Consider the following 16732-nt stretch of genomic DNA (forward strand, 5'->3'; position numbering starts at 1 on the left):
GCTGTGCTCCTGGGGCGAGAAGCTAACAGATAAGCGCTTCACCTGTAAAGCGCTTTTCTGACTTGACGAGCGCTAGGATCGGCGGCATGGCCACGATGCAGCAGGTCGCCGATCGGGCGGGGGTCTCGATCGCCACCGTGTCCTTCGTGGTGAACGGGACGAAGTACGTGACCCCCGGAACCACGGCGCGGGTGCGGACCGCGATGCGCGAGCTGAAGTTCCGCGGCAACGTCGTCGCCCGTGCGCTCGCGAGCCGGCGGACTCGGATCATCGCACTGCTGTTCCCGACCACCGGCAACCGCTTCAGCCCGACCACCTCGCAGTTCTTCATGAGCGCGGCGGAGCGTGCGTCCGAGCGGGGGTACCACCTCGTGCTCTGGCCCGTGGACCCCGCGGGAGACGACCTCGACGACCTCGTGTCCGGCGGGCTCGTGGACGGCGTCATCCTGATGGAGGTGCGGATGGACGACCCTCGCGTCGCCGTCCTCACCGACCTGGACGTGCCGTTCACCCTGATCGGCCGGACCCGTGACAGCAGCGGGCTGCCCTTCGTCGACATCGACTTCGAGACGACGATCGAGGACAGCCTCGACCACCTCCAGGCCCTCGGGCACCGGCGGTTCGGGCTCGTCCTCGAGGACCTCGAGGGCACCCCGATGGCCGGCTACGCACCGCACCTGCGCGTCGATTCGACGTTCCGGCAGGCGATGGTCGAGCGCGGACTGACCGGGACGATCGTCACGGCTGGGCCCGGCAGTGACGGCGGGCGGCAGGCCACGAGTGACCTGCTCGCGGCGGACCCCGACGTCACCGCCGTGCTCGTCATGAAGGACGACTCGTCCGCCGGCGTCCTGGTCGGGCTCTACACCGCTGGGCGGCGGGTCCCCGAGGACGTCTCGGTGCTCAGCATCGCGTCGTCCGAGGCGAACGCGGACCAGCACTACCCGCGGCTGTCGACGATGGTCGCTCCGGGCCCGGAGCTCGGTGTGCGGGCCGCCGACGCCCTCATCGAGCAGCTCGATGGCACCTCCGAGGACCTGCCGCACTTCCTGCTGCCGTGCACGCTGCGGATCGCCGAGTCCACGGCCCCCGCCCCGGCCTGACCACCCGCCGGCCACGTTTCGGGCTGAGCGACAGTTCGCGGGGCCGCGAACACGTGAACTGTCGTCCACCGCGAAAGCGCGGCACCACCCGCCGCCGCCTGGCGGACAGACCAGGCTCCGCCTGGTTGTGTGGACGTACAGGTTCGCAGCACCACACGTCGAGGAGGACGGATGGCAATCGACCGGAGGACGTTCATGCTCGGGGGAGCGGGGGTGCTGCTGCTCGCCGGCTGCTCCACCCGACCCGAGCGCACGCGCGTCGAGGACTGGCCCACCGAACCGCCCGAGGGCGAGGCGACGATCAGCTGGTGGGCCGGCCAGGTCGCCTCGAAGGACGGCGGTGACCTGCGCCGCCGGCTCATCGCGGAGTTCCAGAAGGAGCACCCAAACATCCGCGTCCGGATCGTCAGTGCCCCGAGCGACACCGACACGAACCGCACCAGCCTGACGACCCAGATCGCGGCCGGCAGCAGCACGCCGGACGTCTACCTGGGTGATGTCGCCTGGCCCGGGCAGTTCGCGAAGAACAAGCTCGCGACCCCCGTGAACCAGCTCGTCGGCGAGGACTTCTTCGACCAGTTCCCCGAGGGCCTGCGGCTGGCGGCGAGTGTCGACGGCACGTACTACATGTTCCCGCTCTACATCGACGAGTCGTTCTTCCTGTACCGGAAGGACCTGCTCGCGAAGCACTCCCTGCAGGTGCCGGGGTCGTGGGAGGAAGTGCGCGAGACCGCCGCGAAGCTCGTGGACACCGGCGACGTGTCGTACGGGTTCGCGTTCCAGGGCGACGTGTACGAGGGGCTGACCTGCAACGTCACCGAGTTCGTCGCCGACGCGGGCGGGTCACTGCTCAACGACGACCTCACGAAGCCCGAGACGACGAGCTCCGAGACCAAGCGCGCGTTCGAGTTCATGCGGTCGCTGGTCACGTCGGGGGCGTCGCCACGGGCCACCCTGACGTACCAGGAGCAGGACACCAACGACGCCTTCTCCGGCGGCCGCGCGGCGTTCCTCCGCAACTGGTCGTACGCGTGGGGGATCGCGAACGGCCCGGACAGCCAGGTCGCCGGCAAGGTGGGGCTCGCCGCCCGGCCGACGTTCGACGGCATGGACGAGCACCACTCGACGATCGGTGGGTGGGGGAACTACATCAACCCGCACACCCAGGAACCCGCGGCGGCACTGACCTTCGCGCGCTGGATGTCGAGCGAGACCGCGCAGCAGTTCCTGACCCGCGAGGGCGGGGTCCTGCCGGCCCGAAGCGCCTCGCTCGTGAGCGAGGACGCGAAGCGGCAGGAGCGCCCGACCTACGACACGGCGGCGGGCATCACGCTCGTGCCCCGCCCGACCTCGACCGCTTACTACCCGAAGGTCTCGCAGGGCGTCTACCAGAACGGCAACAGCATCCTCGGCGGACAGGCGTCCGTCGACGGCGGCACCAGCGCGATGGCCTCCGCCATCTCGCTCGCACTGCAGGGAGCAGCGCTGTGAGCGCCGGCACGGCGACACGACCGGCACGGCCTGGAGGCACGGGTCGCGTCGATCCGCCGCCCCGGCCGACGGGGCGGTCACGTCTCGACCGCATCCGCTCGCGGGGCGCGTGGGGCTTCGCGGCACCGGCGCTCCTGGTGGTCGCGGCGGTGACGATCTTCCCGGTCGTGTACTCGGTGGTCCTGAGCTTCGCGGACGTCGAGGTCGGCTACGAGGGCTTCACGATCCAGTCGTTCGGGTTCGACAACTACGCGGCCCTGCTGCAGAGCGCCGACTGGTACCGGGCGCTGGGCTTCACGGTGCTCTACACGGTGGTGACGGTGTCGGTCGAACTCGTGCTCGGCATGCTCGTCGCACTGGTGCTCGAGCGGCTCGGGGCCACCCGCGGCTGGATGCTCGCGCTCATGCTCATCCCGTGGTCGCTCGTCACCATCGTGAACGCGCAGCTGTGGAAGTACATCTACGACAGCACCTACGGCGTCGCGACGTGGTTCTTCGGGTTGTTCGGGGACGCCCCGGTGATCCTCGGCGAACCGGTGCCCGCGATCACCGGGCTGATGGTCGCGGACATCTGGAAGACGACGCCGTTCGTCGCGATCATCCTGCTCGCCGGGCTCGTGCAGATATCGGAGGACCACTACGAGGCCGCCGAGCTCGACGGCGCGAGCACCTGGCAGACGTTCTGGCGCGTGGTGCTGCCACAGCTCACCCCGACCCTGACGATCGCGGTGCTGTTCCGCATCCTGCAGGCGTTCGGGGTCTTCGACCTGCCGTTCGTGCTGACGAACGGCGGACCGGGCACCGCCACCCAGTCGCTCGCGATCATGGGCTACAAGGTGCTCTTCCAGGACATCAACATCGGACCGGGCGCGGCGATCGCGACCTCCACCGCGGTCATCGTCGCGGCCGGGTGTCTGCTGTTCCTCCGGGCGTTCCGGAACCAGGCGAAGGGAGGGGACGACTGATGCCCCGTCAACGTGTGCGCAAGGGCTGGCGCAAGTGGGTCAACACCGTCAACGTCAGCGGTGTCGTCATTGCGGTGCTCACCGCGCTGCCGCTCTACTGGCTCGTCACGACGTCGCTCAAGCCGGCGTCCGAGATCGGGCAGTCGCCGCCCACCGTCTGGCCGCAGTCGTTCACCTTCGACAACTTCGTGGTGGCCTTCCGCGACAACGCGCTCGGCCAGTACATGGTGAACAGCGTCATCGTGTCGGTGTCGACCACGGTGATCGTGCTCGCGCTGGCGTTCCTCGCCGGGTACGCCCTGGCCGGTCGGTTCATCCGGGGGCGGACGGCGATCATGACCTCGCTGCTCATGCTGTCGGTGTTCCCGGCGATCGCGGTGCTGACGCCGCTGTACCTGCTCGAGCGCAACCTCGGGCTGCTCAACTCGTACCCGGGTCTGATCGTGCCGTACGTGGCGTTCAACCTGCCGTTCGCCATCTGGATCATGCGGAACTACCTGCAGGGGATCCCGTCGACGATCGAGGAGGCGTCCGAGATCGACGGCGCCGGGGCGTGGCGGACCGTGCTGTCGGTGATCCTGCCGATGGCGAAGCCGGGCCTGTTCACGGTCGGCGTCTTCACCTTCACGGCCTCGTGGAGCGAGTTCCTGATGGCCCTGACGTTCAACAGCGAGAACTCGTTCCGGACGATCCCGGTCGGCATCGCGCTCTTCGGGACGCAGTTCACGGTGCCGTTCGCGCAGATCTTCGCCGCGAGCGTCGCTGCGACGGTGCCGATCGTCATCCTGGTGCTGGTGTTCCGCCGCTCGATCGTGTCCGGTCTGACCTCCGGAGCCGTCAAGGGGTGACGGGCGTCCGGCATGCGGAGATAGGTAGAGAACTTACCTAGCTGCGCATGCTGGACATTCGTCCGAGCGCCGTCCTGACCGCCCGTACCCTGCCGTCAGGGGCTCGGTGCGCCGAGATCAACGGCTGCGACGATGCGGTCGATGATCCGCACGAACCTGGCCCGCTCCCGTTCCGAGAAGGAGGCCATCAGGTCGTGCAGGTGCTTGTTCGTGCCGTCCATCGCGCGCGCGTAGTCGCGGCGGGCAGCATCGGTCAGCTCGATGTACCGGCTGCGGCCGTCGTCGGGGTTCGGGACACGGCTGAGGTGTCCGCTGTGCTCGAGGCGGTCCACCATGCCGGTGACCGCCGGGCCGGTGAGTCCCAGGTGCTTCGACAGGTCCTTCACGCGCACCGTCCGACCCGCTTCCTCGGCGCGCGAGACGAACTGCAGCAGCGTCAGGTCGCCGCCGGAGACGCCGAGCTCGTCGCGCAGTCGACCGCGCAGTTCGGAGACCGCGGCCTCGAGCCGGGTCAGCGCCGCGTCCAGGTCGACATCGCTCACGACAGCGTCCCCTCTGCACGGGTCTCGTCCGGGTCACGATACGCCGCAGTCACCGCCCCAGCGTATCCACATAACGCGAAGCATGGAACGGTGCAGGTGGCGCTGACGGATTCGGGGCACCGTGGCTGACCCCGTCCCGACTCCGCATTCCGCCGCACGCGTCGGTGAACCGGTGCGTTTCGAGGTCTCCGGCGGTGACCCCGACTCGGCCGAGCGTGACCTCGCCGCCGTCCACGGCGCCGATCGGTGGTCCGTCCGGCGCCTCGACGACGACTTCTCGTACCGGTACACGGCCGTCGGGGACTCCGACGTGAGCATCCGGCGTTCGCAGCTCCGCGGTGCCGTGCGCGGCTCGGTGCCCGTCGGTGCCGACTACGTGGTGACGTGGATCACCAGCGGGACCGCGCACCTGGACTCCGGGCGCGTCCGGATGGAGTTGCGCCGGGACGTCCCCGTGCTCCTGCCCCCCGAGGACGACTTCGTGTTCACGGCCGAGGACCACGACCAGCGGCTGGTGCACTTCGGGCGGGAGTACGTGCACCGCGTCGCGTTCGAACACCTGGAGGTCGAAGCGGCACCGCTGCGGTTCGACCCGACCCGCATGCCGGAACCGGAGACCGCCGAGCGCTGGCAGGAGGCGCTCGTGGCGCTGTCCCGGGCACTGCGTGCGGAGGGGCCCGACTCCGACGCGTGGCACGAGGCCAAGCGGTCGGCGGCCACCGCGTTCCTGGACACGTTCCCGCCGCAGGCCGACGACCTGCCCGCGGTGCTCGGCCTGCCCCGGAACGCCCGGCTGCGGGCAGCGGTGGAGTACATCCACGCGCACGCTGCCGAGCCGGTCACGGTCCAGGAGCTGTCCGAGGTCGCCGGCCTGAGCGTGCGGTCGGTCCAGGAGTCGTTCCGCCGGGTCTTCGACGTGTCGCCGCTGACGTACCTGCGCGAGGTCCGGCTCGACCGCGTGCGCGGCGAACTGCTCGAGCTCGACCCGCAGGCCGGGGTCGTCGGCGACGTTGCCCGCCGCTGGGGGTTCGCCCACCTCGGCCGGTTCTCGGCGGCCTACGCGGCCCGGTTCGGCGAGTACCCGAAGCAGACCCTGCGCCGCTGACGGCGGCGGGTGCTCAGCGGCCGGGCGTCGGCCTCGGCGCGGGGCCCGTGCTTGCCCGAACCCGCAGGGTCGTGGGGAGCCGGACGTGGTCCGTGGTCGGTTCGCCACGGAGCATCGTCAGGAGCATCTGCACGGCGTGCGACCCGAGTTCCGCGAGCGGCTGCGACACCGTGGTGAGCGGCGGGGTCGTGGTGGACGCCTGCGGCACGTCGTCGAAGCCCACGACGGACAGGTCCTGGGGGACGCGGAGCCCGACCTCGGCCGCGGCGCGGAGCACACCGATCGCCGACGAGTCGTTCGCGGCGAACACCGCGGTGGGGCGGTCGGCGAGGGTCAGGAGCTCGCGGGCGACGGCCGCGGACTGGTCCTCCTGGTAGCCACCGTCACGCAGCAGGCACTCGTCGACCGTGATGCCCGCGGCGGTCAGGGCCGAGCGGTACCCGGCCGCGCGCAGCTGGGCGGAGGCCAGGTCGGCGCGTCCCTGCAAGTGCGCGATGCGGGTGTGCCCGAGTGACAGCAGGTGTTCGACGGCCTGCACCGCGCCGGCCTCGTTGTCCGCGTCGACGGTGGCGTGCCCCTCCGGCCCGGTGTGCGGGTCGATCGCCACGACGGGGATCGACGAGCTCGACAGTGCCGTGGTCGGGGTGACGACGATCGCGCCGTCGATCAGGGTGCCGGACAGGCGGGACAGCGACCGGCGCTCCCACCCGGGTCGGTCGGCGCCGGTCATCAGGCCGGCGTAGGCGAGGAGCTCGTAGCCGGTGCCGGTGGTCGCCCGCGAGATGCCGCGGAGCAGCTCGGTCGAGAACGGCTCGAACTCGGGCACCAGGATGCCGACGACCCCGGTCCGCGAACTCCGCAGGCTCCGGGCGACCAGCGACGTCTCGTACCCCAGGTCGTCGACCACCTGCTGCACGCGGAGCATCGTGGCGGGTGCGACCCCGTCGCGCTGGTTGATCACCTTGGACACCGTCGGGATCGACACCCCGGCCACCCGCGCCACGTCGCCGATCGTCACCCGGCCGGCACCGGGACGCGCGCCGAGTGCCGAGTCCATGTGCACACCGTACCGCTGCGGCACCATGCGGACGGTAAAGAAAACGTTATCGATATCGATTGACATGGACCTGGAGCAGCAGGCATGCTCTCCGCAGCGGCAGTCGATGTCGCGCATGTCAACGACGACACTTCAGGAGTTCCACGATGACGAGGAAGATCCGTGCCGCGGCAGCCATCGCGCTGATCGGGGCCACAGCACTGGTGGCCAGTGGGTGCTCGGCGGGCAGCGATGCCTCCGAGGACGGCGGGAAGGTCACGATGACCTTCTGGCACAACTCGACCACCGGACCGGGCAAGGCCTACTGGGCCTCGACGGTCAAGGCGTTCGAGGAGAAGTACCCGAACGTCACCATCAAGACCCAGGCGATCCAGAACGAGGACCTGGACGGCAAGCTCCAGACCGCCCTCAACTCCGGCGACGCCCCCGACGTGTTCCTGCAGCGCGGCGGCGGCAAGATGGACGCGATGATCGCTGCCGGGCAGCTCATGGACATCTCCGACTCCATCAGCGCCGACGCGAAGAAGTCCATCAGCGCGGGCACGTTCGCCGGGTACGAGAAGGACGGCAAGACCTACGCCATGCCGGGCGCGGTGCTCCCCGAGGGCATCTGGTACTCGAAGGACCTGTTCAAGGAAGCCGGCATCGAGGGCACGCCCACGACCATGGACGAGCTGAACGACGCGATCACGAAGCTCAAGGCCAAGGACATCGACCCGGTCGCCGTCGGCGCGAAGGACGCCTGGCCGGCCGCCCACTGGTACTACAACTTCGCGCTCCGCGAGTGCAGCCAGAAGACCCTCGAGGACACGGCGAAGTCGCTGAAGTTCGACAACGCCTGCTGGACGAAGGCCGGCGAGCAGCTCGAGGACTTCAACGCCACCAAGCCCTTCAACAACGGCTTCCTGACCACCGCCGCACAGCAGGGCGCCGGCAGCTCCGCCGGTCTCCTCGCCAACCACAAGGCCGCCATGGAGCTCATGGGCGCGTGGGACCCGGGCGTGATCGCGTCGCTGACGCCGGACGCCAAGCCGCTGCCCGACCTCGGCTGGTTCCCGTTCCCCGCGATCGACGGTGGCAAGGGTGACCCGAAGTCGATGATGGGTGGTGTCGACGGCAACTCCTGCTCGGCACAGGCCCCGAAGAAGGCGTGCACCGACTTCCTGAACTTCATCGTGCAGAAGGACAACCAGGAGGGCTACTACAAGGCCTTCAACGCCATCCCGGTCAACAAGGAAGCCCAGTCGGTCGTCGACTCGGACTACCTGAAGACGGCCCTGGCCGCCTACCAGGAGGCCCCGTTCGTCTCGCAGTACCTCGACACCCTGTACGGCCAGAACGTCGGCAACGCGCTGAACACCAGCGTCGTCGACCTGCTCGCCGACAAGGGCAGCGCGAAGGACATCGTCGAGACCACCAACCAGGCTGCGGCCAAGGGCTGAGCATGACCCTCGACACCTCGCTCGGTACGACTCCGGCCACCGGCTCGGACACGGCCGCGGGGACGTCCCCGGCGGGGAGCGGTTCGCCGCTCCCCGCCGGTCGGCGGACCAAGCGCCGCATCGCGGACTGGCGGAAGCGCGTCGAGATCGCGGTCCTCGCCGGACCCGCGGTCATCGTCTTCGTCACGTTCGTGATCCTGCCCGTGGCGCTCGCCGCCTACTACGGGTTCTTCAAGTGGCAGGGCTACGGCCCGCCCACCGACTTCGTCGGGCTGCAGAACTACCTGATCATCTTCCAGGACAAGGCGTTCCACGCGGTCCTGATGCACAACGGCTTCATCGTCGTGCTCTCGCTGGTGCTGCAGGGGCCGATCGCGATCGTGCTCGCACTGCTGCTCAACCAGAAGATGCACGGCCGCGGGCTCGTCCGCGTGCTCGTCTTCGTGCCGTACGTCATCTCCGAGGTGATCGTCGGCACCGGGTGGAGCCTGATGCTCCAGTCGAACGGCGCCGTGAACGACCTGTTCCAGAGCATCGGCCTGGGCGGGCTCCGTGCGGACTGGCTGTCGAACCCCGACATCGCCATCTGGACGCTGCTCGTGATCATCTCGTGGAAGTACATCGGCTTCGCGGTGATCCTGTTCCTCGCCGGCCTGCAGAGCATCCCCGAGGAACTGTTCGAGGCCGCCGCGATCGACGGCGCCGGCTACTGGCAGATCCAGCGGCGCATCACGCTGCCGCTGCTCGGTCCGACCATCCGCATCTGGGCGTTCCTGTCGATCATCGGCTCGCTGCAGCTGTTCGACCTCGTCTACATCATCTGGGGGCAGTACATCGCGTCGACCGCGGGCACCTCGACGATGGCGACGTACATGGTCGCCAACGGCCGGACCTCGGGCAACTTCGGCTTCGGCAGCGCCGTCGCGGTCGTGATGTTCGTGATCTCGCTCGTGGTCGCCCTGATCTACCAGCGCTTCGTGCTCCGCCGCGACACCGCGGGTGCACTCACCGAGAGGAAGAACTGATGGCCACCACGAGCATCGTCGCCCCCGGGCGCCGGGCCGTGCGGGAGCGCCGGTCCAGTGCCGCGATCGGACGCGCGAACCCGCTGACCTACGTCGTCGCGATCCTGTTCGTCGCCGCCAACCTGGCACCCGTGCTCTACATCGTGCTGGGCGGCTTCCGGACCAACTCGCAGATCACCACGAGCCCCGCCGGGCTGCCGGCACCGTTCGAGTTCGGCAACTACGGTTCCGTGCTGTCCAGCGGCATCTTCTGGCAGCAGCTCGGCAACTCCACGATCAGCGCCGTCACGACCACCCTCGGGGTCGTCGTGCTCGGGCTGATGGTGAGCTTCGTGCTCGCCCGCTACCGGTTCGCCGGCCGCGGGGCGCTCTACGCCCTGTTCGCCGCGGGCCTGATGTTCCCGATCACCGTCGCGATCACCCCGCTGTACCTGCTCGTCAAGGACCTCGGTCTGACGAACAGCCTGGCCGGCGTGATCCTGCCGCAGATCGCGTTCGCGCTGCCGACCACCGTCATCATCCTGGTGCCGTTCCTGCGGGCGATCCCCGACGAGCTCGAGGAGGCCGCGTCGATCGACGGAGCGAGCCGTCTCGGGTTCTTCTTCCGGATGGTCGTGCCGCTGTCGCTGCCCGGCGTCGTCACGGTCGGCATCCTGGCGTTCATCGCCAGCTGGAACAGCTACATCCTGCCGCTGTTCATCCTGAACAACGAGGCCGCGTACACGCTGCCGCTCGGGGTCCAGTCGTTCTCGTCGCAGTACTCCGTCGACACCGCCAAGGTGCTCGCGTTCACCTCGATGTCGATGATCCCGGCGCTCGTGTTCTTCACGATCTTCCAGCGCCGCATCGTCGGCGGCCTGACCGGGGCGGTGAAGGGGTGACCGCGACGGACGCGACGCAGACCGCCGGACGCGACCCGCGCCTCCAGACCGACAGCGCGACGGACGCGACGCAGACAGCGACCACCGCCGGCCCCCGCGCCGACGCCCTGCTCGCCGTGATGACCCTCGACGAGAAGGTCGCGCAGCTCGTCGGGTACTGGCTCGACCAGAACGGCGTCGTCGCCCCCATGCAGGGCGAGATGGCAGCCGTGCAGCAGGGCAGCACCCTGGCGGACATCACCCGCGACGGCATCGGGCAGTTCACCCGCGTCTACGGCACCCGCCCCGTCGAACCCGACGAGCGTGCCGCCTGGCTCTGGGCCGAACAGCGCCGGCTGCAGCGCGAGACCCGGCTCGGGATCCCGGCGCTCGTCCACGAGGAGTGCCTGACCGGGCTCGCCGCGTGGAAGGCCGCGACTTTCCCGACCCCGCTGGCGTGGGGCGCGTCGTTCGACCCGGAACTCGTCGAGCAGGTCGGCGCCGCGATCGGTGCGTCCATGCGCCAGCTCGGCGTCCACCAGGGGCTCGCACCGGTGCTCGACGTGATCCGCGACCCGCGTTGGGGGCGGGTCGACGAGTGCATCGCCGAGGACCCGTACCTGGTCGGCACGGTCGGCACCGCGTACGTGCGTGGGCTGCAGTCGGCCGGGGTCGACGCGACCCTGAAGCACTTCCTCGGGTACTCGGCGTCGCAGGCGGGGCGCAACCACGCCCCCGTGCACGCCGGGGCCCGCGAGGTCGCCGACGTCTACCTGCCGCCGTTCGAGATGGCGCTGCGCGACGGCGGCGCCCGGAGCGTCATGAACTCGTACGCCGAGATCGACGGCGTGCCCGTCGCGGCGAACGGCGAGCTGCTCACCGACCTGCTCCGCGACCGGCTCGGCTTCGACGGCACGGTCGTCGCGGACTACTTCTCGGTGGCGTTCCTCGAGGTCATGCACGGCATCGCCGCCGACCGTGGCGAGGCCGCGGCGCTGGCGCTCGAGGCCGGCATCGACGTCGAGCTCCCGACCGGTGACGCGTACCTCGCGCCGCTGGTCGAGCGGGTCCGCAGCGGGCAGGTGGACGAGGCACTCGTCGACCGCGCCGTGCTCCGGGTGCTCCGGCAGAAGGAGCGGCTCGGCCTGCTCGAGACGGACGCGTTCGCCGAGGACGCCCCGACCGGGATCGACCTCGACACCCCGCTGCACCAGGCACTCGCACGCCAGCTGGCGGCGAAGTCGCTCGTGCTGCTGTCGAACGACAGCGGCAGCGCCAACAGCGGCAGCGCCAACAGCGGCACCGCCGACAGCGGCACCGCCGACGGTGGCACCGTCGACAGCGCCACCCCCGTCCTCCCGCTCGCACCGGGGGCGTCCGTCGCCGTCATCGGCCCGAACGCCGACCGCGCCGAGGCCCTGCAGGGCTGCTACTCGTTCGCCAACCACGTGCTCGCCTCGCACCCCGACCTGCCGCTCGGCTTCGCGATCCCGACCGTCCGCGAGGCCGTCGCCCTGGCCCTCGGCCCGTCGGCGGTCCGCTTCGCCGCGGGCTGCGCCGTCACGGGCGACGACCGGGCCGGCTTCGCCGACGCGGTCGCCGTGGCCGTCAACTCGGACGTCGCGGTGGTCGTCGTCGGCGACCAGGCCGGACTCTTCGGCCGCGGCACGGTCGGCGAGGGCAACGACACCGAGTCGCTCGACCTGCCCGGCGTGCAGCGCGAGCTGGTCGAGGCCGTCGTCGCGACCGGCACCCCCACCGTGATGGTGCTGCTGACCGGCCGGCCGTACGCGATCGGCTGGGCGCTCGACGGCGACCAGCCGCGTCCGGCCGCGGTCGTGCAGGCGTTCTTCCCTGGCGAGGGCGGCGGTTTGGCGATCGCCGACCTGCTGACCGGCGCGGCCTCGCCCTCGGGCCGCCTGCCGCTGTCCCTGCCCCGGTCCGCCGGTGCGCAGCCGTTCACGTACCTGCACCCGCGGCTCGGCGGTCCGTCCGACGTCACGGCCGCCGACTCGACGCCGGTGCGGCCGTTCGGCTTCGGCCTCGGCTACACCGACTTCGCCTACGAGGAGCTCGTCGTCGACCCGGACGTCCGCTCCGACGGCGTCTTCACCGCGTCGGTGACGGTCCGGAACACCGGGTCCCGTGCCGGCGAGGACGTCGTGCAGCTCTACGGGCACGACGTGCACGGCAGCGTCACCAGGCCCGAGGTGCAGCTCCTCGGCTACGCGCGGGTCGCGCTCGCCGCGGGGGAGTCCGCGCGGGTCCGCTTCCGCGTCCCGGTGCAGCGCTTCGCGTTCACCGACCGTCGGATGCGCAAGGTGGTCGAACCCGGCGACGTGCAGGTCTGGGTCGCGTCGCACGCGGCGGCGTCCCGGCCGGGAGGCCCGGTGGCAGCGGGTGGGATCGTCGCCTCGGGCGACGGGCCGGTCCGACACCCCGTCCCCGGCACCGCCACGGAGCGCGCCACCGTCGCGGTGACGGGCGCGGTGCACGAGGTCGCCCTCGACGACCCCCGTCTGGTGGAGTGGTCGCTCGTCTGACCTGGTGACGGGCCACGCGCGCTGGGCGTGACCGGGTGACGGACAGGAGGCGCGGTGCGAGCTCGCACCGCGCCTCCTGTCCGTCAGCGGGTCGGGATCACCCGACCGGTTCGATCCGGTCGGACAGGTCCAGCGACCAGACGGCGACGCCCGTCAGGCCGAGCCGCTGTGCCAGGGCGACCCGTTCGCGCAGCGAGCGTGCGTCGGACCACCAGAGCACCTCACCGCTCGGCAGGGTCGCGGTCCACTCGCCGACCGTCGCGTCCCACCGGGCGGTCGCGCCCGCCTTCCGGACCCGGAGCCGGGCCTGGGCGTCGGACAGCTGACCGGCCGGGCGCGTGCCCTTCCAGTGGTAGCCGTACCCGGCCACACCGAGCACGATCTGGTCGGCGGGAGCGAGGGTCGCGAGTGCACGGGCGGCCTTCGACGACCACGCGAGCGATCCGACCGGGCCGGGTGCGTCCGGCTCCCAGGGGCCGTGCTGGTCGTAGGCCATGAGCGTCAGGTGGTCGAGCGGGGCGCGGAGGGCGCGGACGTCGTAGCCGAGGCGGGCGTACCCGGCGGCGGTGGTCGACGCGGACAGGGCGATGTCGAGCCGGACGTCGTCGCCGACGGCGGCCCGGAGCTCCCGGGCGAAGGCGGTGAGACCGGGCTTCTCGGCCGGGGTCAGCGCCTCGAGGTCGATCATGACCGATTCCCAGCCGCCCATGGCCACGTCGGCGGCGAGCGACCTGACGACCCGGGCGCGGTTCGCGGGCGAGGTGAGCAGCTTCCGGGCGATCGGCTCGCTGAAGTCCCCGTCGGCCTCGGAGTAGTTGCTGACGAGCAGCTGCGCGGTGAGCCCGTTGGCGTGCGCCCGGTTGCGCTGGGCCTTGGCGGCGCGCGACGGGGCGGTGACCTTCGTGCCCGTGCGGTTCACCAGCAGCCCGTCGACGCCGACCACGTCCATCGCGGCGGCGTTCGCGTCCACCAGGGCGGTGTCGGCGTTCTCGGGCTGGAAGCCGGTCACGTCGAACCCATCAGCGTGGGCGGCGGTCGGGGCCGTGCAGCCGGCGAGTGCGAGTCCTGCGGTGAGCGCGGCGGCGAGCAGCGCGGAGCGGCGTCGACGCGGGGTGGTGGTCACGGGGAGGGGCATCCTGTCGTTCGTGCCCGGTCGGGGCGCGTCGTCAGCGCTCCGGTCAGGAGGCGCTGATGGTCGTGGTGGGTCGTGCCGGTGGGGCGCCGGCGACGTCGTCGGCGGAGACCGGCCCCTCGGCGTCCGTCGGTTCCGGGCTCAGGACGAGGCCGGAGCCGCTCGCCGCGCTGGCGTAGAGCTCGTCGAGCCACGAGCGGTTCACGCTCGGGGACTTGCCGCCGGCGAACTTGAAGTGCAGCCCACAGTACGGGTGGATCCAGATGCTGCTGCGGCCGCCCCCGACGGCGGGGTCGTCCTTCCACGAGAACACGAAGCTCTCCCCGCGGCGGATGAGGTTCACGATGACGATCTGCAGGTGCGTGAGGGCACGGTCGTCGAGGCGGAGTTCGAGGGGTTGCGAGTCGTAGATGAGCTGGCCCATGGCGCTGCCTTCCGTTTGCCGGGGCCCGCCGCACGTGCCGGGCCCGCGGGGTCCATCCTCCCGCGGATCCACGAAGTGTGGCGCATTCCGTCCATCGACGGCGTGATCAGTCCCGTTCCGGGCCGATGCCCGGCGGCGGGACGGCCGGTGCCGACCACGGCGGGAGCTCGGCGGACGGGTACCCGCCGTGCTCGTCCGGCGCCCGCATCATCGGGTTGACCGCACGCAGCCGGATGCCGGAGGTCTCTCCGGCGACCCCGCGGACGGCGCTCGCCAGCAGGAACGCGACGACGTCGGCCGTGCTGCCGTCGGGGTCGTAGCCGTGCCAGGGGCGGTCGTCGCCCTGGGCACGACGCAGGGCGCTGGCGAACGTCGCGTCGGCGTCGTCGACCTCCACCTCGCAGTCGAGCACGATCCGGAAGCGTGATCCTTCGCCCGGGGACCCGGCGAGGTCCGACGTGGCGCGGGGGTCCGGGTCCTCCGGGTCGAACGACCGGAGCGCCGCCGACGGTGCGGTGCCGAACGCGGCGCGGTACTCGGCCGCCATCCGGCCGGCGTTGCTGAAGTGCCAGTGCCTGGCGACGTCCGCGATGGTGCGACGGTCGGCGGGTGTCATGGACAGCAGGTCCCGGCGGACGCCCTCGAGCCGCACCCCGCGCAGGTACGACGCGGGTGAGGTCTGCAGCTCCCGCCGGAACGCGCTCTGCAGGCCGCGGGTCGACAGGTGTGCGGCGGCGGCGATGTCCGGTACGGAGATCGCTTCGCGGGCGTGGGCGTGCACGAACCGCAGCGCCTCGTGCACGGTGCGGGACAGCCGTGCTCCGCCGTGCTCGGGACCACTCGCCGTGGTCGGTGCCTGGTCCATACGTGGAGAGTACGAGTCGGTCGGGCCGATCGGCCTCCGACGCCACGACGCCGCCGTTATCCGGCGTGCGCGGATGTGGATCGCACCCGTTCGGGGGTCATTGTGGACCCCGGTGAGGGCGCTTATCGTCCAAGAGGTACTCAAACTGTCCCCCTCCGAACAGGGTCGGAGGCACGGGGACAGATCGGAGGATCTGATGAGTGGTTACGAGCGTGCACCGGGGGTCGCCCCGGTCCACATCACCTCCTACCGGGCTCGGGCACGCGCTGCCCGACGCGGGTGGATCGTGCAGTCCGAGGACGACGTCGACCGCGAGCGGTTCACCTTCGCGGACCTCCGCGCCCGGCGAGGGTCGGGCCAGTGAGCAGCGACACCGTCCCGCGGGTCGCCGTCGGCAACGCGCCCCGGACCGCCGAGCGGTGCGGCCGGACCACCGCGGACGCCGTCCGGACGGTGCGTGCCGTGTACGACGGTCGCGACGTCCGGTTCGCGCCCACCGACCGGTTCGCGTTCCGCCACCGGACGGTGCGCCACCACAACGTCGCACTGCTGTCATCGGCGGTGTCGACGACCACCGCCGCCTCGTTCACGCCGGACGGCACACCGGTGCTGGCGTGGTCGACCGCGGGGTGCCTGCGGGTCGACGACGACGCGCCCACCCGGCCCGGTGTGCCGGTGCTCCTGCCGACGGACCGGCCGTTCACGCTGCTCGTGCCGGCGGGGACCGTCCAGGTCCTGCGGGTCGACCGCGGCTTCCTCGACGCCGTGAACGGGGTCGTGTTCGACCACCGCTTCGCCGGCCGACTGCGATCCCGCCCGGCCGAGGCCGAGGTGTCCCACCTGCTCGCCCGCATCGATGCGGTCGCCGTCAACGCGCTGCACCCCGACCGCAACCCGGGCGGGCACCTGTCGGCACAGGTGCTGCTGGCCGAGTCCGTGCTGCGGGCCTTCGGCGGGACGGACGCCGAACCCGACGCATCGCCGGTCCGCCGGACGGTGAACACCGTGCAGCTCGCACAGGCCTGGCTCGCGGAGCACTGCGACCGGCCGCTCCAGCTCGCGGATGTCTGCGGGGCCGTCGGGGTCAGCTCCCGCACGCTGCAGGAGAACTTCGTGCAGCACGTCGGCGTGAGCCCCATGACGTACCTGCTGCAGGTCCGCCTCGACCGGGTCCGGATCGCGCTCCAGCTCGCCGACTGTGCGCAGACGACGGTGGCCGAGGTCGCGCACCGGTGGGGGTTCCGCCACATGGGGCGGTTCTCGAGCACGTACTTCCAGCGCTTCGACGAGTACCCGAAGAAGACGCTCCAGACGAGCACCTGAGCGCCGA

The 16732-nt window shown here is 71.0% G+C and carries 16 protein-coding genes; 11 read left to right on the forward strand and 5 right to left on the reverse strand.

What is annotated here, in order from left to right; all coding sequences use genetic code 11:
- Positions 1 to 86: 86 nt before the first annotated feature.
- The 4 genes from DEJ04_RS13625 (at position 87) to DEJ04_RS13640 (ending at position 4407) form a co-directional block, all read left to right on the forward strand.
- Complete coding sequence (locus tag DEJ04_RS13625; RefSeq protein WP_181437826.1) at positions 87 to 1103, forward strand: LacI family DNA-binding transcriptional regulator; 1017 nt, start codon at positions 87 to 89, stop codon at positions 1101 to 1103.
- Positions 1104 to 1274: 171 nt separating this feature from the next.
- Positions 1275 to 2594, forward strand: coding sequence for an ABC transporter substrate-binding protein (locus tag DEJ04_RS13630; protein WP_111047426.1), 1320 nt, complete (start codon positions 1275 to 1277; stop codon positions 2592 to 2594).
- A complete protein-coding gene (locus DEJ04_RS13635) occupies positions 2591 to 3559 on the forward strand; it encodes a carbohydrate ABC transporter permease (protein ID WP_171907805.1) in 969 nt (322 codons plus the stop codon). Before DEJ04_RS13630 ends, DEJ04_RS13635 begins: the two co-directional genes overlap by 4 nt.
- The gene (locus DEJ04_RS13640) at positions 3559 to 4407 is read left to right on the forward strand and encodes a carbohydrate ABC transporter permease (RefSeq protein WP_027464448.1); all 849 of its coding nucleotides are present in this window, start codon (positions 3559 to 3561) and stop codon (positions 4405 to 4407) included. Before DEJ04_RS13635 ends, DEJ04_RS13640 begins: the two co-directional genes overlap by 1 nt.
- Positions 4408 to 4502: 95 nt before the next feature.
- Here DEJ04_RS13640 and DEJ04_RS13645 read toward each other — a convergent pair whose 3' ends face one another.
- On the reverse strand, positions 4503 to 4949 hold the full coding sequence (locus DEJ04_RS13645) for a MarR family winged helix-turn-helix transcriptional regulator (RefSeq protein WP_071405206.1): 447 nt from the start codon (positions 4947 to 4949) through the stop codon (positions 4503 to 4505).
- Between the two features lie 172 nt (positions 4950 to 5121).
- Here DEJ04_RS13645 and DEJ04_RS13650 point away from each other — a divergent pair, with 172 nt between their 5' ends.
- The gene (locus tag DEJ04_RS13650) at positions 5122 to 6054 is read left to right on the forward strand and encodes a helix-turn-helix domain-containing protein (RefSeq protein WP_111047427.1); all 933 of its coding nucleotides are present in this window, start codon (positions 5122 to 5124) and stop codon (positions 6052 to 6054) included.
- Positions 6055 to 6067: 13 nt separating this feature from the next.
- Here DEJ04_RS13650 and DEJ04_RS13655 read toward each other — a convergent pair whose 3' ends face one another.
- Positions 6068 to 7111, reverse strand: a complete 1044-nt coding sequence (locus DEJ04_RS13655; protein ID WP_181437827.1) for a LacI family DNA-binding transcriptional regulator — start codon at positions 7109 to 7111, stop codon at positions 6068 to 6070.
- Positions 7112 to 7257: 146 nt separating this feature from the next.
- Between DEJ04_RS13655 and DEJ04_RS13660 the strand changes: the two genes are divergently transcribed.
- The 4 genes from DEJ04_RS13660 (at position 7258) to DEJ04_RS13675 (ending at position 12981) form a co-directional block, all read left to right on the forward strand.
- Positions 7258 to 8553 (forward strand): ABC transporter substrate-binding protein, encoded by a 1296-nt coding sequence (locus DEJ04_RS13660; protein ID WP_027464451.1) that lies wholly within the window; start codon positions 7258 to 7260, stop codon positions 8551 to 8553.
- 2 nt (positions 8554 to 8555) lie between these two features.
- Positions 8556 to 9578 carry a carbohydrate ABC transporter permease gene (locus DEJ04_RS13665; RefSeq protein ID WP_071405209.1) on the forward strand — a complete coding sequence of 341 codons (1023 nt, stop codon included), beginning with the start codon at positions 8556 to 8558 and terminating at the stop codon, positions 9576 to 9578.
- Entirely contained in the window at positions 9578 to 10459 is an 882-nt protein-coding gene (locus DEJ04_RS13670) for a carbohydrate ABC transporter permease (protein ID WP_017886791.1), read from the forward strand. Before DEJ04_RS13665 ends, DEJ04_RS13670 begins: the two co-directional genes overlap by 1 nt.
- Before the next feature lie 119 nt (positions 10460 to 10578).
- Positions 10579 to 12981, forward strand: coding sequence for a glycoside hydrolase family 3 N-terminal domain-containing protein (locus DEJ04_RS13675; RefSeq protein ID WP_375334734.1), 2403 nt, complete (start codon positions 10579 to 10581; stop codon positions 12979 to 12981).
- A 97-nt stretch (positions 12982 to 13078) separates the two neighbouring features.
- Here DEJ04_RS13675 and DEJ04_RS13680 read toward each other — a convergent pair whose 3' ends face one another.
- The 3 genes from DEJ04_RS13680 to DEJ04_RS13690 all read right to left on the reverse strand — a co-directional run bounded on the left by DEJ04_RS13680 (position 13079) and on the right by DEJ04_RS13690 (position 15402).
- A complete protein-coding gene (locus tag DEJ04_RS13680) occupies positions 13079 to 14104 on the reverse strand; it encodes a glycosyl hydrolase family 18 protein (RefSeq protein ID WP_181437828.1) in 1026 nt (341 codons plus the stop codon).
- A 55-nt stretch (positions 14105 to 14159) separates the two neighbouring features.
- On the reverse strand, positions 14160 to 14537 hold the full coding sequence (locus DEJ04_RS13685; RefSeq protein WP_071245963.1) for an ATP-dependent DNA ligase: 378 nt from the start codon (positions 14535 to 14537) through the stop codon (positions 14160 to 14162).
- A 106-nt stretch (positions 14538 to 14643) separates the two neighbouring features.
- Entirely contained in the window at positions 14644 to 15402 is a 759-nt protein-coding gene (locus DEJ04_RS13690) for a helix-turn-helix transcriptional regulator (protein WP_111047429.1), read from the reverse strand.
- 196 nt (positions 15403 to 15598) lie between these two features.
- On the opposite strand from DEJ04_RS13690, the gene DEJ04_RS18480 reads away from it, so the two are divergent.
- The gene (locus tag DEJ04_RS18480; protein ID WP_163343324.1) at positions 15599 to 15766 is read left to right on the forward strand and encodes a hypothetical protein; all 168 of its coding nucleotides are present in this window, start codon (positions 15599 to 15601) and stop codon (positions 15764 to 15766) included.
- Entirely contained in the window at positions 15763 to 16725 is a 963-nt protein-coding gene (locus DEJ04_RS18235; RefSeq protein WP_146247598.1) for a helix-turn-helix transcriptional regulator, read from the forward strand. The genes DEJ04_RS18480 and DEJ04_RS18235 overlap by 4 nt, the downstream gene beginning before the upstream one ends.
- Positions 16726 to 16732: the final 7 nt, after the last annotated feature.

The organism is Curtobacterium sp. MCLR17_044, assembly GCF_003234435.1.
Lineage (GTDB): Bacteria > Actinomycetota > Actinomycetes > Actinomycetales > Microbacteriaceae > Curtobacterium > Curtobacterium flaccumfaciens.

Excerpts from the sequence above, each read along its gene's own strand:
- DEJ04_RS13665 (WP_071405209.1), top strand. The coding sequence starts at position 8,556 with ATGACCCTCGACACCTCGCTCGGTACGACTCCGGCCACCGGCTCGGAC.
- DEJ04_RS13625 (WP_181437826.1), top strand. The coding sequence starts at position 87 with ATGGCCACGATGCAGCAGGTCGCCGATCGGGCGGGGGTCTCGATCGCC.
- DEJ04_RS13660 (WP_027464451.1), top strand. The coding sequence starts at position 7,258 with ATGACGAGGAAGATCCGTGCCGCGGCAGCCATCGCGCTGATCGGGGCC.
- DEJ04_RS13685 (WP_071245963.1), bottom strand. The coding sequence starts at position 14,537 with ATGGGCCAGCTCATCTACGACTCGCAACCCCTCGAACTCCGCCTCGAC.
- DEJ04_RS13655 (WP_181437827.1), bottom strand. The coding sequence starts at position 7,111 with ATGGACTCGGCACTCGGCGCGCGTCCCGGTGCCGGCCGGGTGACGATC.
- DEJ04_RS13640 (WP_027464448.1), top strand. The coding sequence starts at position 3,559 with ATGCCCCGTCAACGTGTGCGCAAGGGCTGGCGCAAGTGGGTCAACACC.
- DEJ04_RS18480 (WP_163343324.1), top strand. The coding sequence starts at position 15,599 with ATGAGTGGTTACGAGCGTGCACCGGGGGTCGCCCCGGTCCACATCACC.
- DEJ04_RS13670 (WP_017886791.1), top strand. The coding sequence starts at position 9,578 with ATGGCCACCACGAGCATCGTCGCCCCCGGGCGCCGGGCCGTGCGGGAG.
- DEJ04_RS13675 (WP_375334734.1), top strand. The coding sequence starts at position 10,579 with ATGACCCTCGACGAGAAGGTCGCGCAGCTCGTCGGGTACTGGCTCGAC.
- DEJ04_RS13630 (WP_111047426.1), top strand. The coding sequence starts at position 1,275 with ATGGCAATCGACCGGAGGACGTTCATGCTCGGGGGAGCGGGGGTGCTG.
- DEJ04_RS13690 (WP_111047429.1), bottom strand. The coding sequence starts at position 15,402 with ATGGACCAGGCACCGACCACGGCGAGTGGTCCCGAGCACGGCGGAGCA.